Below are 21448 nucleotides of genomic sequence, written 5' to 3' on the forward strand. Positions count from 1 at the left end.
ACACGAAAGCGGTCGGAACTCGAGTCCGAGGGCCCCGGGATCCGATCCGCTACCCTGGCCGCGTCCAATCGCTCCCCGCGCCACGTGACCGAAACCGCTCCCGTCCCCTCCAGCCCCGAGCCGATCCGCATCAGCGCGGTCGTGCCCGTCTACAACGAGGCCGAGAGCCTGCGCCCGCTCACGGAGGAGTTGACGCGGGCCCTGTCGTCGATGGGGGTCTCCTACGAGATCCTGTTCGTGGACGACTGCTCGACCGACGGATCGCTGCGGGTCCTGCTCGAGCTGCGGCGCCAGGATCGCCACATCCGCATCGTGCGCTTCCGGCGCAACTTCGGACAGACGGCGGGCATGGCGGCGGGGTTCGACCACGCGCGCGGTGAACTGGTCGTGACCCTCGACGGCGACCTGCAGAACGATCCGGCCGACATCCCGGCGATGGTGAAGAAGCTCGAGGAAGGCTGGGACATCGTCGCTGGCTGGCGGCGCAAGCGCGAGGACGGGTTCCTGCTGCGGCGCCTCCCGTCGATCGTCGCCAACCGCCTGATCGGTCTCTACACCGGCGTCTCGATCCACGACACGGGCTGCACGCTCAAGGTCTTCCGGGCCCAGGTCCTGCGCGGCGTGTCGCTGTACTCGGACCAGCACCGCTTCCTGCCCGTCGTGTACGCCGGCGCCGGTGCGCGCGTCACCGAGATGGAGGTGAACCACCGCTCGCGGCGCTTCGGCAGCAGCAAGTACGGACTCTCGCGCGCCACGCGCGTGCTGCTCGACCTGCTCTCGATCAAACTCATCGCCCAGTTCTCGCAGCGTCCGCTGCACTACTTCGGCGTGCTCTCGCTGACCTTCTTCCTGTTCGCCCTGTTCTTCGTCCTCGTCGGCCTGATCGGCGTCGAAAACGCGTTCCAAGGCGATGCCAGCGCTCTCGCGTCCTTCAACCGCTGGGAGCTCCCCGTCGTCTCGATCGTCATCCTCCTGATGATGCTCGTCGTCTACTTCGCCCTGCTCGGGTTGCTCGGAGAGCTGGCGGTCAAGGCCAGCGGCATGCACAAGCGAGGCACGTTGGACCGCCTCCTCAACGAGCTGCACTGAACGCCCCATGAGCGCCCACCCCGACACGACGGACGCCTCGATCCCCTCGCGGCACGACTCGAACCGACCTCCGCACCCCGGACCGGTCGAACTGCCCCTCGACTCCGAGGGCTACATCGACGTGACCGTCATCGTTCCGGTCCAGAGCCCCGAGGCCGAGGTCCGCGACGTGGCGAAGGCGCTCGGCGAGGAGCTCGACCGCCAGGGCCGCAGCTGGGAGATCATCTTCGTCTTCGACGGGGTGGAGGGACGCGCCTGGCAGGTTGTGCAGGAATTGCGCGAGGAGCGCGGCTCGCAGATCAAGACGATCCTGTTCAAGAGCGCGTTCGGCGAATCCGTGTGCCTCACGGCCGGCTACGAGCGCGCCAGCGGCCGCTACATCCTGACGTCGCCGCAGTACGTGCAGATCGATCCGCTCGAACTCGGGCCGATGCTCGCGGCGCTCGACGGCAGCGACGACGCGCCGGCCGTCGACTTCGTCATCCCGTGGCGCAGTCCGCGCGTGGACCCGGTCCTCAACCGCGCGCAGTCGGTCTTCTTCAACTGGGTCATCCGTCAGATCATCCGCGGCCAGTTCCACGACCTGAACTGCTACTTCCGTGCGATGAAGCGCGAGGTGCTCGACGACATCTCGATCTACGGCGACATGTACCGCTTCCTGCCCGTGATGGCCTTCCGTCAGGGGTTCACGGTCGAGGAGATCAAGGTGCGCCACCTGAAGGAGTGGGGCAAGGCCGGCTTCTTCGGCCTGGGCGTCTACCTGCGGCGCTTCCTGGACATCATGGGGGTGATGTTCCTGACCAAGTTCACGCTGAAGCCGCTGCGCTTCTTCGGAACGCTGGGCGGCATCTTCTCGGGGATCGGCAGTGCGATCTGCACCTACATGGCCGTCGAGAAGTACATCTACACCGAGCCGGTGGGCGATCGCCCGCTCCTGACGTTGGGGGTTCTGTTGATCGTGCTCGGCGTGCAGATCATCGGCTTCGGCCTGGTGGGTGAGATCATCATCTACAGCCAGGCGAAGAACCTGAAGGAGTACCGGATCGAGCGGATCTACGAATGAGCGCGGGATTCGAGATTCGCCGGCTGGGCCCCGAGCACGACGAGGCCAGGGACGCCTTCGTCGCCGCGGCCCCGTCCGGAACCATGTTCCACGCGTCGACCTGGCAGCGCGTCGTCACCGACGTGTTGAGCGCGGTCCCGCGCGGGCTCGGCGCGTTCGCCGGTGACGAACTCGTGGGGGTGCTGCCGCTCATGCGTGTGCGCAGCCTGCCCTTCGGACGCAACTGGGTCTCGGTGCCCTACTCGGTCTACGGCGGCCCGCTCGCGAACGACGAGGCGATCACGCGCGCGTTGGTCGTGGAGGCCGAACGCGGAGCCCGGGCGGACGGCGTCAAGCGCCTGGAACTGCGCACGATCGTGGCCCCGCCGGGCACCGAGGACTGGGCCCGCTCGGAGCTCTACTCGACGTTCGTTCGCGACCTGCCGGACACGCCCGAAGGCGTGCTCGCGCAGATGCCGAAGAAGTCGCGCGCGGAGGCACGCAAGGCCCGCACCAAGCACGGCCTCGAGTTGGCCGAGGGTCCTTGGTACGTGGAGGACCTCTACCGCCTGTTCCTCGAGAACAAGCGCGCGCTGGGTTCGCCCGCGCTCCCGCCGCGACTCTTCCGTCACCTGCTGGCGGCCTTCGGCGAGCACGTCTTCGTGCACCTCGTGCACAAGGACCGCACACCGGTGTCGGCCGTCATGTCGTTCGCGGACGGCGACACGCTGATCGCCTACTACTCGGGCACGGCGCCCGGAGCGGACCGCGAACTGAGCGCCAGCAACTTCATGTACATGGCGCTGCAGGAGTGGGCCGTCGAACACGGGTTCCGGCGCTTCGACTTCTGTCGCAGCCGCGGCGATTCAGGCGCCTACCGTTTCAAGGTGCACCAGGGCTTCGAACCGACCCAGATGCACTACAGCTACCGTCTGATCGGCTCGCAGGAGCTGCCCAAGCTGACCCCGTCCAACCCGCGCACGAAGCTCCTGCGCGACACGTGGTCGAAGCTGCCGCGCTTCGTGGTCGAGGGCATCAGCCCGACCCTGTCGCGCTACCTGGCCTGAGCGGCGGAGGGCGCTCCGGTCGCTGGGGATGTCGACGCGGGGGCTCTAGCGCCCGGCGGCCAGCGCGAGCTCGACGGCCTCGGCGAGATCGCGCGCACAGGCGGGGTCGTGCCCGAGTCGCGCCTGCGCGCGTTCGAGCTCGCTCGCGCCCTTGCCCGTCAGGACCAACAGGCTCGCCACGCCGGCGCGCTCGCCCGCGACCAGATCGCGATCGCTGTCGCCGATCGTGACGGCGTCGCCGGCCGCCACACCGAAGTGCTCGAGAGCCTCGCGCAGCATCCCCGCTCCGGGCTTGCGCCGCTCGGCCTCCTTCGGATCCGGTTCGCAGTGATCGGGGTGGTAGGGCGCGAACAGCCACAGATCGACGTGCGCTTCCTCGTGGGCCAACTCGTCCGCCAGCCGGGAGTGGATGCGCTCGAGGCCAGCTTCGTCGAGCATGCCGCGCGCGATCGCCGACTGGTTCGTGACGACGGCGACCGGAACGCCCGCCGCGTTCAGTCGCGCGACCGCGCGCGCCGCGCCGGGCAACAGGACCACGCGCTTCGGATCGACCAGATAGCCGGTCTCGTCGAGGATCGTTCCGTCGCGATCGAGGAGTGCGAGTTTCAGGTGGGAGGGCAGGTGCGCCAGTCTTCCGTCCGCTCTCGGGTCGATCACCGCCCGCCTCGTCGCAGGTGGAAGTGGATCCGCTGGGGCGCGTTGCGGGACTCGAGCACGAACGGCACGACCGACTCGATCGGCAACAGGAGCGGGAAGCGGAACGTGTCGACCGCGCCCACCGAGGACTGCCGCCAGTCGACGGCGATCAGTCGCGAACCGGGCCCGACCAGGCGGGTCTGCGGCGCGTAGCCGTCGAGGTCGACCTCGACCACGTGCCACTCGTCCGTCGCGAGGTCGATGCGGGCCGGCGTGACGTAGCCGCTGAAGACTCCGTCGATCGTGACGCGCGCACCCGCGGGTGTGGACGAGAGCTGGACGCCCGGTTGGGGGCGAGCGAATCGACACCCACTGGTGAGGAACGCGACACCGAGAAGGGCGCAGAGGACGGTCCGGCGGATCATGCGGGCTATTCTGGACCCAGGAGCCCGTCGACACCAACGCCATGGACCTTCGGGTCCCGCTTCGGTCTCGCCGCCCTCCGCTCGGCGCCGGCACGTTCCGTCGGCCCCACCCGGTCCACCGGCCGTCCACCGCGCCACACACCCCATGGAGAGGTCCGAAACCGAAGCCGGCTCGATCGGCGGTCCCGCGAGCGCTCACCGCGCGGACGCCGGGACGCGTCTCGTGCTGGCGATCGCGCTGGCGGTCGGACTGCTGCGCTTCGTGCGCCTCGGAGAGTGGGGTCTGTGGATCGACGAGGCCTTCACGTTCGCGGACGCCGTCCACCCGCGGGACGCGACGAATCCACTGGGCTACCGACTCTGGGCCGAATGGCTCGCGGCGCTCGGGCACCATCCGAACGAGCTCGAGTTGCGCCTGCCCGCCGCGGTCTTCGGCTGGCTGTGCGTTCCGGCGCTGTTCTTCGCGGCGCGGCCGCTGGTCGGTGCGCGCGCCGGATCCGTGGCGGCGCTGCTCCTCGCCGCGTCCTCCTGGCACCTGTACTGGTCCCAGTGCGCCCGCTTCTACACCTTGGCGATGCTGTTGACGTTGGTGGGAGCGGGGCTCGCACTGCGCGGCTTCGAGCGCGGGCGCGCCCTCCTGGTCCTGCTCGGACTCGGTGTCGCGACAGTGGCTTCGACGGCCCACCCTTCGGCCGCGTTGGTGCTACCCGGCCTCGTCGCCGCGCCGCTGCTGGCGCGCCGCGGATCGCCGTTGCGAGCCGAGGGAACGGTTCGGAAGGTCACGTTGGCCGCCCTGGTCGCGGCGCTGGGGGTCGGCGGCTGGTGGGCGCTGGGTGTGCTCGACACCTGGAGCCGGGTGAAGGGTCGCCCGAACACCGCGCACCTGGTCCTCTCGAGTGGCTTCTACCTGACGCCCGCGATCGCCGTCGCCGCGCTCTTCGGGGCCTTCACCGCCCTGTCCGACGCCCGCGCTCGCATCGCCCTGTTGATCAGCGTGTTCGGCTGGGGCGCCGCGCTCGTCGCTTCGACGCAGATGCGAACCAGCGCGCAGTACGTCTTCGTGCTGCTGCCCTGGGCCTTCGTGCTCGCCGTCGCGCCGCTCTCGACGCTGCGCGAGTCACGTGAGCGGCTGCTCGGACCCGCGGCGAAGATCGCCTGGGTGCTGGTGCTCGTGGCGCCGCTGTTGGTCGCGTCCTTCCTCTACCTGACGGTGCGCAACGGCGAGCGACCGGCCTGGCGCGAAGCGTTCGGCGTGGTGGCCGAGCAGCGTCGAGCGGGGGACCTCGTGATGGGGATGGCCGCGCCCGTCGGGCAGTACTACATGGCGCCGGGCTCGACCGATCTGCGCGCTCTCGGCGCTCTCGACTACCTCAACCAGTACACGTACGACGGCGTGCTCGACGCGGTGCACGCCGGACGCCGCACGTGGTTCGTGGTCCAGCACGAACGCCTCTCGGACTGGCCGAACGACGGACGTCGCGACGAGCTGCTGCGGATCCTGCGCGAGGACTGCCGGCTGGTGGCGGACTTCCCCCTCCAGGTGGAGTCGCGCGACCTCGGCGTGCAGGTGTTCGTTCGCGAGTAGGGCGTTCGGTACGGCGTCAGGCACGAAAGTGCCACCTGCCGCCGACGACGCAGCGATTCGCAGCCTCTGGGCGCGGCAGGTGGCACTTTCGTGCCTGACGCCGTACCGAACGCCCCGAGGTCAGTCGTTGACGCGGCTGAGGAAGTCGCCCGTGTCCGTGCTGATCTTGATGCGGTCGTCCACCTTGATGTGGAACGGCACCTTGACCTCGAGTCCGGTCTCGACGATCGCGGACTTCTTCACGTTCGTCGCCGTGTTGCCCTTCACCGCCTCTTCGGACTCCGTGACGGTCAGCACCACGGCGGCCGGCAGCTCGATGCCCAGCGGGCGCTCGTTGTGGTAGGTGACGTCGACGGTCTCGTTCTCCTTGACGTAGCCCATCTTGTCGCCGACCAGCTCCGAAGTCAGGACGAACTGCTCGTAGGTCTCCGAGTCCATGAACATGAAGTCGCCGTTCGCCTCCTTGTAGAGGTACTCGGCCTTCTTGCGGTCGAGGAACGCGACCTCGAGCTGGTCGCTCGATCCGAGCCGCATCTGACCGGACTGACCGGTCTCGATGTTGCGGGTCTTGATGTTGATGATCGCCCGCAGGTTGCCCGGGGTCTTGTGCTCGTAGTCGGTGATGAGCAGGAGTTGGCCATCCATCTCGATGACCTGACCCTTGCGGATCTCGGTGGCGCGCGCCATGGGATTCGAATCGTGTGTGCGGTCGCGGGGAACGGACGCGGGAGGGGTTCCTTGCGGGACCGCTCCACGGCGGTCCTCGGCCCTCGCTGCCCTGTCGGCCGAGCAGTCTAGCGGCGCGGGACCGGGCGGCGCGACCCGCGGGACCCGCGACCTCTCAGAATCGCTTGCGCTGACTGCTCGACGGCAGATCGAGCGCCTTGCGGTACTTGGTGACCGTGCGCCGCGCGATCTTGACCCCGTGGCGCTCGAGCAGGAGAGCGGCCAATTGGTCGTCGGAGAGCGGCTCCGTCGGATCCTCCTGCTCGACCAACTCCTTGAGCCGTTCCTGGATGCTGACCTGGCTCGTCGCTCGACCGGCGCTGTCGGTGGTGCCCGAGTTGAAGAAGTACTTGAGCGGGAGGATCCCGCGCGGGGTCTGGACGTACTTCCCGGCCACCGCTCGACTGACCGTGGAAATGTGGACGTTGGTGGCGTCGGCCACGTCCTGCATGCGCAGCGGCGCCAGCGACTTCACGCCCTTCTCGAGGAAGCCCTGCTGGCGCTCGAAGATCGCCTGGGCCACGGACAAAAGAGTGTTCTGACGCTGGGCGACCGCGTCGACGAACCAGCGCGCGGACTCGAGTCGCTTGCGCATCCAGTCGCGGGCCTCGGTCGCCTCGTCGCGCCCGTTGACCGCCTTCGAGCGATCCACGGTCTCCTTCATCAGGACCTTGTGCTCCGGCGACACGCGCAACGACGGCAAGCCGCGGCGCGCGAGCCGAACCTCGTAGGTGCCTTCGACCTCCTCGACCATGACGTCGGGGATGATCGTCTCCGCCATCTCGTCGCCGTAGTCCGCGGTCGGGTGCGGATCGAGTCCGCGCAGGATCCCGATCGCGTCCTTGATCTCGTCCAGCGTCGCGCCGGTCTCCTTCGCGATGTGCGGCAGGCGGTTCTTCTCGAGGTCTTCGAGGTGGCTGTCCACCAGGTCGTAGGCCAGATCGTCCTCGCCCAGTCCGCGCGCCTCCAACTGCAGACGCAGCGACTCGGCCAGGTTCGACGCGCCGATCGCGGGATGCAGCGCGCGCCGCATGCGACCGAGCGCGATGCGCAGGGCGTGCAGCGCGTCGGCCGGCGTGAACGTGCCAGCTTGCGACTCCGCCTCCTCGGCCCGCTCCTCGAGCCAGGCCTCGTCGTGACCGTTCTCGTCGAGACCGTGTTCGTCCAGTGCGCCCGTCCCGTCGGGATCGTCGCGACGTTCGGCGCTCCAACGCTGGGCCAGGTCCTCGAGCCCGTCCTCCAGGTAGCCGTGGGCGTCGAGGCTGTAGACGATGAGCTCCGCCGCCTCGCGCTCGTCGCCCTCGAGGTCGAGCAGCGCGACCTGGTCCATCAGCACCGCGGCCGTGTTCTTCGGGCGCGCGGGCGCGTTCTGCATCGCCTCGTGCTTGCGATCCGCCCCCTCGGTGTCCGGGCGCACCGACGAGCGGCCGTCCTCGAACTCCCGCAGCCGCTCGAACTCCTGCAGCATCCGGTCGCGGTCGCTCAGCGCTTCACCGTCCGCACCGGCGTCGGCGTCCGTGCCCACTTCGCCGTCGCCCGCGCGATCGGAAGCCCCCTCGTCCACCTCGAGGAACGGATTCTCCACCAGCTCCTGATCGATGCGCTCGGCCAGATCGAGGCTCGAGAGCTGCAGGATCTGCATGGCCTGGATCATCTGCGGCGACTGGATCAGTCGCTGCTCCATCCGGGCGAGGTGGTTGAGTCCGAGGCGCATCGAGGGGGAGTTCGGTCGGTGGTGGCGTTGGGCCGGCGCGGGTGGGAGGAGGCGGTGGAGCGGGGAGCGTCCCCTGCGCGCGCGACGCCGAGCCGCACCGAGTATAGGCGCGCCGAGCACCCGGTATCGCGCACGACGCCCCCGATCCAAGTCGGTTTCCGAACGCCAGCGATCGACTATGGTGCGTGGGAGAGACGTTCTGCGCCGGACGACCGGACGTGCGCGAGCGAGCCCCCCAGAACGGCTCGCGCCCGCTGGTTGCGTCGGGAACGTGCGCGGGCCAATGCCCCGAATCGACGCGGGCCTCACCACCGGACACCTCGATCACCCATGAGCTCGAACGCAGGATCGGATCGACCGACGAGCACCTCCTCGACGACGCCCTCGTCCGAGGCGGCTTCGTCCACGGCAGCCTCTTCCGGCGAGGCCGAACTCCTGGAGGTCGGCCCCGACGCCATGTCGATCGGCTGGCGACGCGTGAAGGCCGGACTCCTGGTCGAACAGGGCCTGGTCGACAAGGCGGTGGCGAAGCGCCTGCAGGACGACGTGATCGCCGGCCGCTTCGACGCGGACGCCGCCGCCGACGAGCTGCTGGCGGCGGTGCGCAGCGACGACCCCGAACGCGCCGTCCAACGCCGCTGTGCCGATCTGGAACGCGACCTGATCATGGCGCCGCGGATGCGCGGAGCGAGTGGCGCCGCACGCAAGGCGCGCGAAGCCGGACGGCGGGGCGTGGCCTATCTGGTGGTCCAGGGGGTCGTCGTCATGATCTTCGTCGTGCTCTTCGCGTCGAGCCTCTTGGCGGCGCGCTACGCCGGCTACGACCTCCACCAGCCGGTCGACACGGTCCTCGGCTGGTTGGGGCTCGAGCCGGGCGCGGCGGCGACCGAATGACCCCGCGGTGTCGCCCTCGGCCCGGAGACCTCGCGCGTCCGGGAGGACGGACCTTTTGGGGTGACGCCTCGGGCGCGGCATACTCTGCCGCGATGAGCGACGCGTTCGCGAGCACCGGCGACGGCGGGGTCTTCTCCCTGCCGCAGATTCGCCACCTGTTGCGGGTCGAGTTCGCCCGCGCCCAGAGGTATGGCTACCCGGTCGCTCTCGTCCTGATCGACTTCGCCCCGGTGCGCCGGCGCGTGGGTGACACCGTCTTCGACGCCGAGGCCGCGGGGATCATCACGCGCCTGCGGGAACTGGTCCGGACCAGCGACTACGTCGGCCGCACGGAGTCCGACCGACTCCTGGTCCTGCTCCCGCACACCGCCTCGGACGGAGCCGTGCGCCTCGCGCGCCGCGCCAGCGACTCGCTGCTCTCGGACACGCGCCCACCGGCGGACGGCGACGACGCGCCGCTGGCTCCCGCCATCGGCCTGGCGAGCTTCGAGGAGGGCACGATCCTGTTCTTCGACGCGTTGCTGGAGGCGGCCGAGGAATCGCTCGAACAGGTCGAAGGCAGCGGCACGGGCAGCGTGCGCATTCTGTGAGCGACTCCGCGCCGCGCACACGGGTCCTCCTGGCCGAGGACGAGCCGACGATCGCCGAGACCCTCGGCGACGCGCTCGGCGACGCCGGCTACGAGGTCCTCGCCGCCCCCGACTCGGCCGCGGCGCTGGCCGTGCTCGAGAGCGGTTCGCCGGACGTCGTGGTGACCGACATCCGCATGCCCGGCGCCGGCGGCATGGCGATCCTGGAACGCTCGGTGGCGCTCGATCCCACGCGCCCCGTCATCGTCATCACCGGCTACGCCAGTGTCGATCAAGCGGTCGAGGCCATGAGCCGCGGCGCGGCCTGGTACGTGCAGAAGCCTTTCGACAACCTGTCACTGGTCGAACTGGTGCGCCGCTTCAGCCGTGCGCGCTGGATCGAGGCCGAGAACCGCGAACTGCGCGATCGCATCGCACGCCTCTCGGACATCGAGGGCATCGTCGGTCGGTCGCCCGCGATGAACGACGCCGTCGCGCGCCTGCGAACGGTTGCGCCGACCGATGCGACCGTGCTGATCGAGGGCGAGAGCGGCACCGGCAAGGAACGCTTCGCGATGGCGCTGCACGCTCTCAGCCCGCGGGTGGACGCGCCCTTCGTCGCGCTGTCGTGCGCCGCGCTGCCCGAGAACCTGCTCGAGACCGAACTGTTCGGGCACGAGAAGGGCGCCTTCACCGACGCCCACCGCGAGAAGAAGGGTCGCTTCGAGCTGGCCGAGGGCGGCACGCTGTTCCTCGACGACATCGACGACATGCCCGCGTCCGTGCAGGTCAAACTCCTGCGCGTGCTGCAGGAACGGCGCTACGAGCGCGTCGGCGCCGAGAAGTCCAGAGCGGCCGACTTCCGCCTGATCGCCGCGACCAAGGAACCCCTGCGCGACCTGGTGCGCGCCGGACGTTTCCGCGACGACCTCTTCTACCGGATCCACGTAGTGCCGCTGCGACTGCCGCCGCTGCGTGAACGGGACGGCGACGTGCCGCTCCTGTGCCAGGCGTTGATCGAGCGCCACTTCGCGCGGGCCACGCCCGATGCGCCGCTCCCGTACCTGCGCGAGTCGACGATGACGGCGCTCGAGCGCTATCCGTGGCCCGGCAACGTGCGCGAGCTCGAGAACGCGATCCAAAGGGCGCTGGCCCTGCGCGGGGACGCGCTCGAACTGGACCGCGAGCACCTGCTTCCGGCCGATCCCAGGTGGCGCGGCGCGAACGAAGTGCCCGAGACGGTGCGCCCGCTGCGCGAGGTGCTGAAGGAGCGCGAGCGCGAGCACATCGCCTTCGCCCTCGAACAGACCGGTGGCCACCGGACCCAGAGCGCGGCGCTGCTCGGCATCTCGCGCAAGGTGCTGTGGGAGAAGCTCAAGGAGCACGATCTGGAGGAGTCCTGAGCGCGCCATGACCGAGCGTGCTGACTCACGATCGGGGCGCGGCGGGGCGCTGCCCGAGATCCGACTCCCCGTCGGGACGCTGGCGATCGGCGACCTGCACGTGGACGTGGAACGACCGGACGTCGTCGAGGGCTTCACCCGTTTCCTCGCGGCCCAGCACGGTCGACCGTGCTTGATCGTGCTCGGCGACCTGTTCGAGTATTGGATCGGCAAGGGCCAGGCGAACAGCGCCGGCGGCACCCGCTGTCTCGCGGCCCTGTCGGAACTCGCCGGATCGGGCACGCGCATCCTGGTCGTGCCCGGCAATCGCGACTTCCTGCTGGGAGCGAGCGACGCGCGCCGCGGCGGCTTCACGCTGCTCGCCGACGGCTTCGTCGGCGTGGCCCAGGACCGAAGCCGCACGCTGGTGCTGCACGGCGACGAGTTGTGCACGCGCGACACGTCCTACCAGCGCCTGCGGCGGGTCGTGCGATCCGGTCCGGTGCGCTGGCTCGCGCGCACGCTCCCGACGGCGGCGTCGAGTGCGATCGCCATGCGCCTGCGCGAGGCTTCGACACGCGCCGTGGCCCGCAAGCCCGAGGCCAGCAAGCGGCCCCAACGGGACGAAGCCCTGCGTCGCAGCAGCGCGGCGAACGCGCGGACGCTGTTGACCGGACACGTCCACGAGTTCCGCGACGACGATCGCGACGGGCTGCGCTGGCTGTGCGTCGACGCCTTCGGGCACGCGCCGCTCGGCCCGGCGGCGGCCACTGCCGAGGAAGCCAGCGCGTCGAGCCGCGACGCGTTCGAACTGCACCTGGGCGGCTGGCGCGTGCGCTCGTCGAGCCGGGCCGGTCGCCCGCCCGGCAGGACGTCTCGAACGGACGGACCCGTGAATCCCGAGGCTATGCTCGTGCCCGCCATGACTCTCATCGCGATCGACGGGCCCTCCGGAGTGGGCAAGAGCACCGCCGCGCGCCTCCTGGCGCGGCGCCTCGACCTGTTCTTCCTGGACACGGGGGCGATGTACCGCGCCGTGGCCCGGGCCGTGCTCGAGCGGGGCGCCGATCCCCACGACGAGGCGGCCTGCCTCGAGGTCACGCGCGGCCTCCACCTGGCCTTCGAACCGGACGGGACCCTGCTCGTCGACGGCGAACCCGCCGGACCGGCGATCCGCACCGAACGCGTGACCCGTCACGTGTCCCCGGTCTCGGCCCACGGCTCGGTGCGCGAACTCGTCGTGGCGCGCCAACGCGAGATCGCGGCCGAGATGGCGCGCGCCACGGGCGGAGCGGTGGCGGAGGGTCGCGACACGACGACCGTGGTCTTCCCGAACGCCGACCTGAAGGTCTTCCTGACCGCCAGCGCCATGGAGCGCGCCCGCCGCCGCGCCGCCGAACTGGGCATCCCTGACGAGGTCGGTCGGATCCTGGACGACATCTGTCGCCGCGACGAGCACGACTCGACCCGCGCCCACTCGCCGCTGCGCCAGGCGGACGACGCGGTGCGCGTGGAGACCGACGGGTTGACCGCCGAGCAGGTCGTCGAACGCCTCGCCTTCCTGGCCCGCAGCGGCCCGTTCGACGGAGCCGACGCGGGATCGCCCCGGTCGGGCGGCGGCACCTCCTCCGACGCCGTGCGCGGGCGGGAGCGGTGATGTTCTGGCGTCACGGAGGCGGCTACCGCCTCATGCGCTCGATCATCTGGCTGCTCCTGTGGCCGCTCGAGCGCATGACCGTCGTCGGCCTCGAGAAGATCCCGGCCGAGGGCGGGGCGCTCGTGGTCGCCAACCACCAGTCGATGCTCGACATCCCCGTGATCGGCACGCGAGTGAAGCGCAGCATTACGTTCGTGGCCCGGGACACCCTGCGCAAGAATCCGATCCTGCGCTTCGTCCTGCACACGTGCGGCGGCATCACGGTCAAGCGCGGCAGCGCCGATCGGGCGGCCCTGGCGGCCATCATCGCGGCCCTCGAGGCGGGGGAGTGCGTCGCGATCTTCCCCGAGGGCACGCGCTCGAAGGACGGCGAGGTGAAGGCCTTCCAGCGCGGCGCCCTCGTGGTCGCCAAGCGCGCCGGCGTCCCGATCATTCCGGTCGGACTGGCCGGGACCGGAGCCGCGTGGCCCGCCGGCCAGGCCCTGCCGGGGCCGGGACGGATCGGCATGGTGGTGGGGGACGCGATAGCGCCGGACACCCCGGATGCGGCCGAAGTGGCCCGAGCGGCGGTGGCCGAGCTCGTCCTTCGCGCCGACGCCGCCCGCGGCGCGCGGGGCTGACCACCGCTCGAAGGCGGCCCGAGAGCGGTCCGACACAGCGCGCGGACCGCCGCGCCCGGCGTCGCGCGCGACCGAGGGAATTGGCGATTCCAGGACGGCCCGCCGCGCTTTCTGGCCCCTGCGGGTTCCCGATCGCGGCCACCGGCGTCATGCTGGTCGGCCCGAATCCTCGCCAACGGGCCCCAAAGGCTCCGAGGAAACGGACTTCCGCTGCCGACCCGACCGGGTCGACCGGAGCCATCCGATCGAAACCCTGGGCCGCGACCGAGTGACGCACCGACGTCCGCTCGCGACGCCGCGCCCCACCGACCACCTGCGACGTTGGACCGTCGTTCGTGCCGGTGGGCGACGAACCGCCCCCTGAGAGAACCCCTTCACCTTTCATGTCCCTCGTATCACGCCGCGTCAAAGAGTTCGACATCGATCCGTCGGAGCTCGACGCACAGGTCGCCCTGGCAATGGGCACGCTCACGGACGAGCAGTACGGCACCAAGTTGGCCGGCGCTGTCCGCGAACTCATCCCCGACACCATCGTCGAAGCCAAGGTCGACTCCGTCGACGAGCGCACCGGGCTCGTCATCATGGACATCGGCGGCAAGGCCGAAGGCACGCTGTCCCTCTCCGAGTTCGGAGAGACGCTGCCCGAGCCCGGCCAGATGGTCGACGTCCACTACGCGGGACTCAACGACGACGATACCGCCAGCATCTCCAAGCGTCGCGCCGATCGTCAGCGCGCCTGGGAGCAACTGCAGTCGACCCACAACGAGGGCGACGAGGTTCAAGGTATCTGTCAGCGCAAGATCAAGGGTGGTCTGCTCGTCGACGTGGAAGGCGTGCCCGTCTTCCTCCCGGCCAGCCAGGTCAGCCTGCGCCGCACCCACGACATCTCCGACTTCATCGGAGAGCCCATCCGTGCTCGCATCATCAAGATCGACACGGAGCGCATGAACGTCGTGATCTCGCGCCGCAAGCTGCTCGAGGAAGAGCGCCAGAAGCAGAAGGAAGTCCTGCTCAAGGACATCCAGGAGAACCAGGTCCGCATCGGCGTGGTCAAGAACATCGCCGACTTCGGTGTGTTCGTCGACCTGGGCGGCATCGACGGCCTGCTGCACATCACCGACATGTCCTGGGGCCGCGTCAGCCACCCCTCGCAGATGGTCGAGATGGGCCAGGAACTCGAGGTCAAGGTCCTGCGCGTCGACTTCGAGCGTGAGCGCATCGCGCTCGGTCTCAAGCAGAAGCAGGCCTCCCCGTGGGAAGGCATCGAGGACCGCTACCCGTCCGGCAGCAAGCACGTCGGCACGGTCGTCAACCTGATGAGCTACGGCGCGTTCGTGAAGCTCGAGGACGGCGTCGAAGGTCTGGTGCACATCTCCGAGATGTCCTGGACCCGCCGCGTCAACCACCCGTCGGAGCTCGTCAAGTCGGGCGACAACGTCGAAGTGGTCGTGCTCGAGATCGACAAGGACAAGCAGGAGATCTCGCTCGGCATGAAGCAGGCCGAGGCCAACCCCTGGGACCTCGCCGAGCAGAACTACCCGGTCGGTACCGTCATCGAGGGCGCCGTTCGCAACCTCACCTCGTACGGCGCGTTCGTCGAGATCGAGGAAGGCATCGACGGCCTGCTGCACGTCTCGGACATGAGCTGGACCAAGAAGGTCAGCCACCCGTCCGAGGTCGTGAAGAAGGGCGACCGTCTGCAGTGCGTCATCCTCTCGGTCGATACGCAGAAGAAGCGCATCGCCCTGGGCATGAAGCAACTGACGCCCGACCCGTGGCTCGAGGAGATCCCCGGCAAGTTCCACGTGGGCGACCTGCTCACTGGCTACGTCACGAAGATCACCAACTTCGGTGTGTTCGTGAAGCTGGAGGAGGACCTCGAGGGTCTGCTGCACATCTCGGAGCTGTCCGATCACAAGATCGCGTCGCCCGAGGAAGTCGTGCAGCCCGGCATGCGCATCGAGGTGCGCGTGATCCGCGTCGACATCGAGGACCGCAAGATCGGCCTGTCGTTCGTGCACTCCGACTTCGAGGAGAACGCGAGCCTGCCCGACCCGGCGGAAGCCGCTGCCAAGGCCGCTGCCCGCGCCGCCGAGGAATCGGCGAACGACAACAGCAAGGTCTCGGCCGAGGGTGGACTGGAGTCCTCGCTCGGTGCCGCGCTCGGCGCCGTCGGCGCCCAGAGTTCGGCCGCCAAGGCCAAGGCCGACGCCGAAGCTGCTGAAGCCGCGGCCGCCACGGCGACCGAAGAAATCGCCGAGACCGCCGAAGCCGAACCCGCCAGCGACGACGCGGCGGGCGAGGACGAGTCGACCAAGTCGGACTCCACGGAGGCCTGACGACGACCCCTGCCCGAGGGCCCGCTCACGCGGGTTCCTCGGGACGCCCATCGCGGGGCGGCGCGCCGGACTCGGCGCGCCGCCCCGTTCGCATGGGAGAGCGAGGCAACTTCCACCGGCCGGTGTGGTACCCCATGGCGGCGCGTCCCATGGCACCCCGACGAACACACCCCCTGCCCGAGCGAGCCGACCGACTCGCTCCGAGCCCGCCGCGCCGGCGACGGGCCGGGCGCACCGTGTTCGGTGCGTGGACCCTGCTGGTCGCAGCGACGCTGTGCGCCTGCAGCAGCGGCCGAACGACGCGGCCCGCGGGCGACGGCTTCCGCATCGAGAACACGTCGGCCTCGCCGATCGACCCGAACTTCGAAGCGGCCTTCGAGAGCCTGATGGCAGCCCTCGCGGCGGACGACACCGAGGTGGCTCGGCGGCTCGTCACGAACATCCTGGCGCGCCAACCGACCGGCGACACCCTGGACCTGGCCCTGCGCTACGCGGCGGTCCTCGACGGACGCGCCGTGATGGAGGCCTGCACCTTCGAACTCGAGGTCGGCATCGACCCCGACGACACGACGGCCTCGCAGCTGCGCCTGGTGGTCACGACGGTGCTGCGGGCACCGGCGCGGCTCGAACTGCCGCCGATCTCGATCACGCGCACCCTGTCGACGCTCGACCCCGTGGGCGCCGAGCGGACCCGTACCGACACGCTGCTGTGGAAGGGGGGCTCCGACCTGGAACTGCCCGTCGAGGGCGACCGGCGCGCGTACGTGGTGCACTCGGGCTCGCTGCCGCGCGGAGAACTCCTCGCCGTGCGCGAACGCTGGAGCCTGCAGGCGCGCAGCGGCTGGGTGCACTTCGAGGACCAACGCCTGCCCGCGCGCGGATTCCAGGTGGAGGCGGCCGAGAAGGAGTGGCTGGCGTCGTTCCTCGATCGCGGCCCGCTCGAACCGGGCGAGTTGGCCGCCTTCCTCGACGATCCCACGAGCGACGACCTCGGCGATTTCGACTACACCGCGCGCCTGTTGGAACGCACCCTGCGCGTGCCTCTCGACCGTCGCGACGAACTGCTGACGATCCTCGCCGACCGCGCCGGTGACCTGGACGACCGCCAGCTGGCGCGCCTCTTCCCGGCCCTGCGCTGGCTCGCCACGTCGAGCGATCGGCGCGGCCTCGAGGAGTGGCGGGCGCTCCTGGCGCGCCGACTGCTCCCGACGAGCGCCGCGAGCGAACGCTGAACACCTTGTGACCTGGGCCGCCGACGAAGGCCGCCGCCCCCGACCGCCCTCCGCAACCTCCCGGACGATGTCCTCCGAATCCACGACCATCCCCGGCTCCATCGAGCCCGGGCCCCAGCACCTGGCGGCCTTCGCTCGCGGTGCCGTCGATCTGATCGACGAGAAACAGCTCGCGAAGGTGCTCGCGAAGGGCCGCCCGCTGCGCGTCAAGTTCGGCATGGACCCCAGTTCGCCGGACCTGCACATCGGGCACGCGGTGGTGCTGCTCAAGCTGCGCGACCTGCAGCGTCTCGGACACCAGATCGTCATCATCGTCGGCGACGCGACGGCGATGGTGGGGGACCCGTCCGGACGCAACAAGCTGCGTCCCGTCCTGACGCGCGCGCAGGTCGAGGAGAACCTCTTGACCTACGTCGACCAGGTGGGGCGCGTGCTCGACATGGAGCGCACCGAGGTGCGCCGCAACAGCGAGTGGTTCGATCGCTTCGGCTTCGCGGACCTGTTGGAGCTCAGTGGACGGATGACCGTCGCGCGCATGCTCGAGCGCGACACGTTCGAGACACGGATGAAGGCCGGCGAGCCCATCGGCATCCACGAGTTCCTGTACCCGCTCCTGCAGGGCTGGGACTCGGTCGAGATCCAGGCCGACGTCGAGTTCGGCGGCACGGATCAACTGTTCAACCTGCTGGCCGGCCGTCAGTTCCAAGAGCAGCAGGGCCAGATGCCGCAGATCTGCATCACGACGCCGCTGATCAACGGATCGGACGGGCGCAAGATGAGCAAGTCCTACGGCAACGCGATCGGGATCACCGCGACGGCGAACGACATGTTCGGCGGCGTCATGAGCTTCCCCGACGACGCGATGCCGATGCTGTTCCAGCACCTGACGCGCCTTCCGGACGACGAGGTGGCGGCCCTGCTCGCCGGGCATCCGCGCGATGCGAAGCAAGCGCTGGCCCAGGCGGTCACGGCCCAGTTCCACGGCGACGAAGCGGCGGGCGAGGCGCGCGAGGCCTTCGTCCGTCAGTTCGCGAAGAAGGAGCTGCCCGACGACATTCCCGAGATCCCGTTCCCGGCCTCCGCCGGGGCCGAAGGCCTGCCGCTGACCGTGCTTCTGCGCGAGCTCGCGCTCGTCACCAGTTCGTCGGAAGCGCGACGCGCCATCGAACAGGGCGGCGTGCGGATCGACGGCGAACCGTGCACCGATCCCCGCGCCGTGATCGCTCCGCCGAGCGAGGTCCTGCTCCTGCAGGTCGGCAAGCGCCGCTTCGCGCGCGTGCTGCCGCGCGGTTGATCGGCGGACGGAGAACCGGCCGAGTCGACCCGCGGTGCGCCGGCACGCCGTCCAGGTGTCCAGGTGTCCGGGCGGCGGAGGGCGTGCGGTTGCGCGGGCCCGTGCTCAGCGGCCGCCGCTCGCCCGCCGCTCGAGGTCCTCGAGATAGCTGGCGTAGCTGATCGGCGGCGGAGGCCCCAGTTCCCAGGGCAGCTCGTAGCTGGCGTTGGGCAGGGAGGCGTCCGGCTCTGCTCCGGCAGCCGCGCTGTCGGCGTAGCCCAACTCCTCGAGCACGCCACCGAGCATGTCGCTGGCCAGCGAGACGCGCTCGCCGACCGACGCCGTCTCCAACTGTCCGGCGAACGCTCGCGACTGCGCGTTCAGCTCCTCCATGCGCTCCCAGGCCGACTGGAACCGCGGATCGTCGGGGTCGCCGATGAGCTTCTTCTCGCCCGGATCCGCGGCGAGGTCGACGAACCAGGCCTCCTTCGTGATCAGCCGCTTCTCGGCGGTGCGGTAGACGAAGTGGCGCGTGAACTTGCTGTCCGGCAGGCGCCACGTCTCGAGGAAGTGGTGGTAGATGCCCGTCACGCCGCGCTCGTCACCCTTGCCCTCGACACCGATGTCGGGGAACGGCTTCAAGTACGACAACTCGGGACGCGACTCGAGCGCCTCGCCGCGCAGGGCTCCGACGAGCGAACGTCCGGTCGCGTGGTCGCCTTCGAGATTCGCGTACTCGAGCAGGGTCGGCGCGACGTCCGAGAGCGAGGTCTGAGCGGCTTCCGTGCGCCCGCGCTCGGCCCCCGCGAGACTCTTGGGCGGCACCATCAACATCGGCACCCGCAGTTGTTCGTCGAACAGCGTGGCCCGGTGTCCGCGGTTGCCGTGCTCGAAGAACTCCTCGCCGTGGTCGCCGACGACGACCACGAAGGTCTCGTCCAGCCGTCCGACCTCGTCGAGATGGTCCAGCACGCGTTCGATGTAGCGATCCGTGAAGAACACCTCGCCGCGATAGAGCGCCTTGACGTGCTCGAGGTCGCGATCCGAGATCCGGCGTCCGCCGCGGTCGGCGTCGTAGATCGCCTTGTTGTGATAGAAGTTCCGGCCGTCGATCGAACCCGTGTAGTCGGGGTCGAAGCGCTTCGCGATGTCCGGCGGCGGGACGTAGTCGTAGTGCGGGTCGAAGAAGTGCAGGAAGAGGAACAGGTCCTCCTCCTCGGCGGCGTCGATCGCACCGATCGCCTTGTCGACCACGGTCGGTGACGAGACCGCCTGGTGCGACTGCTTGTCCGCGCGCACCCAGATCTGGTCCATCTCGATCGAGCGCTCGGCGAGGTCCTCGATCTTCGAAGCCGCGCGCAGCTCGCGTTCGAGCGCGTTGCCGCCGGGCATCCCGTTCTCGTAGACGTCGAAGCCGCGGTCGAAACCGTAGTCCTTGACCAGGTACCAGCCGGAGTAGAAGCCGGCGGTGAACCACCCGTCCTCGTCGAACAACTGGGCGAGCGTGGGGGTCCTCGGATCGATGCGCACGTCGTCGAAGTTCACTCCGTGGACCGACGGCGTCTGCCCGGTGAACATCTGCACGTGCGAGGGCAGGGTCCAGGACGTCCCCGTGACCGCCTCGTCGAAGATGACGCCGCGCTCCGCCACCCGGCTGAGCACCGGCATGGTGCTCGGATCGTCGAAGCGGACCGTGTCGGCCCGCGCGGTGTCGATCGAGATGAACAGCACCGTGCGCGCGTCGATCCCGCTGTTGCCGCAACCTGAGAGCAGAGATCCGAGGGCGGCGCAGGCGAGGGCCGTCGAGCGCCGTCGGAGTGACTTGGAGCGGGCGGCGTCGGTACGGATCACGGGCGCAGGAGAGCTCAGGGGAGCCTCGAGTAGGGGATGTCGAGCGGGGGCCACAGGTCGTCCACGAAGTGCACCGTGACTGTACCCGATGCCTGAGCGGGGACGTCGGCGGCGAGCGTCAGGGCGAGCGTCCAGGCGTTCCCGTGCCCGGTGATCTGCGCTCCGTCGACCCACTGCACGTCGAGGCTCGTCGCCAGCGTGCCGTCCACGTCGACCGCCTCGATCGCGGCGCCGATCACGCGCGTGCGACTGGCGACGCGCACCTCGACGACCTTGGTGTCGCCGCGGAAGAACGCGTGCGGCGGCGACGCGAACACGGAGCCCTCGCGCCGGCCCTGGACGCGCTCGATCCGCGTGCCGGTGGGCTCGCCCGTCTCGGCGTCGAGCACCTGCAGCTCGACGTCGCCGAAGAAGCGCCCCTGCGGGCCCGGGGGCACAGTGACCTGCAGCGTCCAGGTGCGCGGCATGCCCGGATCCACCTCCTGTTCCCAGACGTTGACCACCCAGTCGTCCGGGTGGGAGAGCACCTGGGTGGACAGGAGACTCGCGCGGTCGCCCGCCTGCGAGATCGACAGCTGACGACTCTGGGGCAGGGTGGCGTCGACGAGCTTGAAGTCGATGCCGGAGAAGTCCTGGTACGCGGCCTGGAACGCCGTGACCGCGATCAGGCTGGCCTCGAGGCGCATGAACTCGCCCAGCGGGTCATCGGTCTTGATGTCCGCCTGGACCAGACGCGGCTGGTTGGGCACGGGAACGCGGGCGGGGTCGACCAGGAAGGTCACCTCGAGCGCCCCCCCGGGAGGAACGGCGGTGCGTCGCGTCCCCTCGACGATGCGACCGGGCAGGGGCGCGCCGTCGGCATCCTTCGCGTCCACCTGGAGAGCCAAGCAGCCGCAGGACGGCAGAGCCCGCTCGATCGTCACGGTCCGGTTCGAGCGGTTGTCGAAGACGAACGTGTGCTCGGCGATGGCCCCCGAGTCGATGGCGCCGAACCAGTGGTAGTTCGGGCGCACGACCGGGTCGGCGCGGGTCTGGGCCACCGGAGCGGGCGTGGAGCCGGGGCGCAGCACCAGCGCCGGCCCGGGATCACCCTGGCAGCCCAGGAGGAGGCACAGGGAGGCCAGCAGGGCCAGGTAGCGGCGCAGATCGTTGGCGAGAGGGCTCGAGGTCACGGTGGGCGTCGGACGAAGGGAGAGGGGAGCGGGACGGTGCTGGCAATTCGAAGAGGAGCCGGGGCACCTGACCGCCAGCACCTGCGTCCACACCGGTGCGGGACGAAGAGGACCGAGAGCGACTCGCCCCGAGGCGCACTGTAGTCCTCGAGCCCGTCCGGGTCGCGCTCCCGCC

The 21448-nt window shown here is 69.9% G+C and carries 18 protein-coding genes; 12 read left to right on the top strand and 6 right to left on the bottom strand.

The window, feature by feature from the left end:
• Positions 1-84 precede the first annotated feature (84 nt).
• Genes Pla163_RS09995 through Pla163_RS10005 form a run of 3 tightly spaced genes read left to right on the top strand, consistent with a single transcriptional unit; the run spans position 85 to position 3198 of the window.
• Positions 85-1089 (top strand): glycosyltransferase family 2 protein, encoded by a 1005-nt coding sequence (locus Pla163_RS09995; protein WP_419185774.1) that lies wholly within the window; start codon positions 85-87, stop codon positions 1087-1089.
• A 7-nt stretch (positions 1090-1096) separates the two neighbouring features.
• Positions 1097-2152, top strand: a complete 1056-nt coding sequence (locus Pla163_RS10000; protein WP_145187342.1) for a glycosyltransferase — start codon at positions 1097-1099, stop codon at positions 2150-2152.
• Positions 2149-3198 (top strand): FemAB family XrtA/PEP-CTERM system-associated protein, encoded by a 1050-nt coding sequence (locus tag Pla163_RS10005; protein WP_145187345.1) that lies wholly within the window; start codon positions 2149-2151, stop codon positions 3196-3198. Before Pla163_RS10000 ends, Pla163_RS10005 begins: the two co-directional genes overlap by 4 nt.
• Before the next feature lie 45 nt (positions 3199-3243).
• Here the strand turns inward: Pla163_RS10005 and Pla163_RS10010 are convergent, their stop codons facing one another.
• Positions 3244-3855 (bottom strand): D-glycero-alpha-D-manno-heptose-1,7-bisphosphate 7-phosphatase, encoded by a 612-nt coding sequence (locus Pla163_RS10010; protein ID WP_419185775.1) that lies wholly within the window; start codon positions 3853-3855, stop codon positions 3244-3246.
• Positions 3852-4259 carry a PEGA domain-containing protein gene (locus Pla163_RS10015; protein WP_419185776.1) on the bottom strand — a complete coding sequence of 136 codons (408 nt, stop codon included), beginning with the start codon at positions 4257-4259 and terminating at the stop codon, positions 3852-3854. The genes Pla163_RS10010 and Pla163_RS10015 overlap by 4 nt, the downstream gene beginning before the upstream one ends.
• Before the next feature lie 145 nt (positions 4260-4404).
• On the opposite strand from Pla163_RS10015, the gene Pla163_RS10020 reads away from it, so the two are divergent.
• On the top strand, positions 4405-5844 hold the full coding sequence (locus tag Pla163_RS10020) for a glycosyltransferase family 39 protein (protein ID WP_419185777.1): 1440 nt from the start codon (positions 4405-4407) through the stop codon (positions 5842-5844).
• Between the two features lie 120 nt (positions 5845-5964).
• Here Pla163_RS10020 and efp read toward each other — a convergent pair whose 3' ends face one another.
• Together efp and rpoN are read right to left on the bottom strand one after the other, a co-directional pair.
• Entirely contained in the window at positions 5965-6531 is a 567-nt protein-coding gene (gene efp / locus Pla163_RS10025; protein ID WP_145187355.1) for an elongation factor P, read from the bottom strand.
• Between the two features lie 154 nt (positions 6532-6685).
• Positions 6686-8284: an RNA polymerase factor sigma-54 gene (rpoN, locus tag Pla163_RS10030; RefSeq protein WP_145187357.1), complete on the bottom strand. Its 1599-nt coding sequence runs from the start codon at positions 8282-8284 to the stop codon at positions 6686-6688.
• A 330-nt stretch (positions 8285-8614) separates the two neighbouring features.
• Between rpoN and Pla163_RS10035 the strand changes: the two genes are divergently transcribed.
• The 8 genes from Pla163_RS10035 (at position 8615) to tyrS (ending at position 18271) form a co-directional block, all read left to right on the top strand.
• Positions 8615-9178: a hypothetical protein gene (locus Pla163_RS10035; protein ID WP_145187360.1), complete on the top strand. Its 564-nt coding sequence runs from the start codon at positions 8615-8617 to the stop codon at positions 9176-9178.
• Between the two features lie 92 nt (positions 9179-9270).
• On the top strand, positions 9271-9768 hold the full coding sequence (locus Pla163_RS10040; protein ID WP_419185778.1) for a diguanylate cyclase: 498 nt from the start codon (positions 9271-9273) through the stop codon (positions 9766-9768).
• A complete protein-coding gene (locus Pla163_RS10045; RefSeq protein ID WP_145187367.1) occupies positions 9765-11150 on the top strand; it encodes a sigma-54-dependent transcriptional regulator in 1386 nt (461 codons plus the stop codon). Before Pla163_RS10040 ends, Pla163_RS10045 begins: the two co-directional genes overlap by 4 nt.
• A gap of 7 nt (positions 11151-11157) precedes the next feature.
• Positions 11158-12786, top strand: a complete 1629-nt coding sequence (gene cmk / locus Pla163_RS10050; protein WP_145187375.1) for a (d)CMP kinase — start codon at positions 11158-11160, stop codon at positions 12784-12786.
• The gene (locus Pla163_RS10055) at positions 12786-13406 is read left to right on the top strand and encodes a lysophospholipid acyltransferase family protein (protein ID WP_145187378.1); all 621 of its coding nucleotides are present in this window, start codon (positions 12786-12788) and stop codon (positions 13404-13406) included. The genes cmk and Pla163_RS10055 overlap by 1 nt, the downstream gene beginning before the upstream one ends.
• Positions 13407-13789: 383 nt before the next feature.
• A complete protein-coding gene (locus tag Pla163_RS10060; protein ID WP_145187381.1) occupies positions 13790-15745 on the top strand; it encodes a 30S ribosomal protein S1 in 1956 nt (651 codons plus the stop codon).
• 149 nt (positions 15746-15894) lie between these two features.
• Positions 15895-16977 carry a hypothetical protein gene (locus Pla163_RS10065; RefSeq protein ID WP_145187384.1) on the top strand — a complete coding sequence of 361 codons (1083 nt, stop codon included), beginning with the start codon at positions 15895-15897 and terminating at the stop codon, positions 16975-16977.
• 67 nt (positions 16978-17044) lie between these two features.
• A complete protein-coding gene (tyrS, locus tag Pla163_RS10070) occupies positions 17045-18271 on the top strand; it encodes a tyrosine--tRNA ligase (protein WP_145187387.1) in 1227 nt (408 codons plus the stop codon).
• Positions 18272-18376: 105 nt separating this feature from the next.
• Here tyrS and Pla163_RS10075 read toward each other — a convergent pair whose 3' ends face one another.
• Together Pla163_RS10075 and Pla163_RS10080 are read right to left on the bottom strand one after the other, a co-directional pair.
• Positions 18377-20101, bottom strand: a complete 1725-nt coding sequence (locus tag Pla163_RS10075) for a sulfatase family protein (RefSeq protein ID WP_419185779.1) — start codon at positions 20099-20101, stop codon at positions 18377-18379.
• 14 nt (positions 20102-20115) lie between these two features.
• Positions 20116-21273, bottom strand: a complete 1158-nt coding sequence (locus tag Pla163_RS10080; RefSeq protein WP_419185780.1) for a DUF1573 domain-containing protein — start codon at positions 21271-21273, stop codon at positions 20116-20118.
• Positions 21274-21448 lie beyond the last annotated feature (175 nt).

It is taken from the genome of Rohdeia mirabilis (assembly GCA_007750655.1).
Classification (GTDB): domain Bacteria; phylum Planctomycetota; class UBA1135; order UBA1135.

Bases quoted from the DNA above. Each gene is read 5' to 3' on its own strand.
- Pla163_RS10000 (WP_145187342.1), top strand. From the start codon at position 1,097: ATGAGCGCCCACCCCGACACGACGGACGCCTCGATCCCCTCGCGGCAC.
- Pla163_RS10005 (WP_145187345.1), top strand. From the start codon at position 2,149: ATGAGCGCGGGATTCGAGATTCGCCGGCTGGGCCCCGAGCACGACGAG.
- Pla163_RS10015 (WP_419185776.1), bottom strand. From the start codon at position 4,259: ATGATCCGCCGGACCGTCCTCTGCGCCCTTCTCGGTGTCGCGTTCCTC.
- Pla163_RS10020 (WP_419185777.1), top strand. From the start codon at position 4,405: ATGGAGAGGTCCGAAACCGAAGCCGGCTCGATCGGCGGTCCCGCGAGC.
- efp (WP_145187355.1), bottom strand. From the start codon at position 6,531: ATGGCGCGCGCCACCGAGATCCGCAAGGGTCAGGTCATCGAGATGGAT.
- rpoN (WP_145187357.1), bottom strand. From the start codon at position 8,284: ATGCGCCTCGGACTCAACCACCTCGCCCGGATGGAGCAGCGACTGATC.
- Pla163_RS10035 (WP_145187360.1), top strand. From the start codon at position 8,615: ATGAGCTCGAACGCAGGATCGGATCGACCGACGAGCACCTCCTCGACG.
- Pla163_RS10040 (WP_419185778.1), top strand. From the start codon at position 9,271: ATGAGCGACGCGTTCGCGAGCACCGGCGACGGCGGGGTCTTCTCCCTG.
- cmk (WP_145187375.1), top strand. From the start codon at position 11,158: ATGACCGAGCGTGCTGACTCACGATCGGGGCGCGGCGGGGCGCTGCCC.
- Pla163_RS10055 (WP_145187378.1), top strand. From the start codon at position 12,786: ATGTTCTGGCGTCACGGAGGCGGCTACCGCCTCATGCGCTCGATCATC.
- Pla163_RS10060 (WP_145187381.1), top strand. From the start codon at position 13,790: ATGTCCCTCGTATCACGCCGCGTCAAAGAGTTCGACATCGATCCGTCG.
- Pla163_RS10065 (WP_145187384.1), top strand. From the start codon at position 15,895: ATGGCACCCCGACGAACACACCCCCTGCCCGAGCGAGCCGACCGACTC.
- tyrS (WP_145187387.1), top strand. From the start codon at position 17,045: ATGTCCTCCGAATCCACGACCATCCCCGGCTCCATCGAGCCCGGGCCC.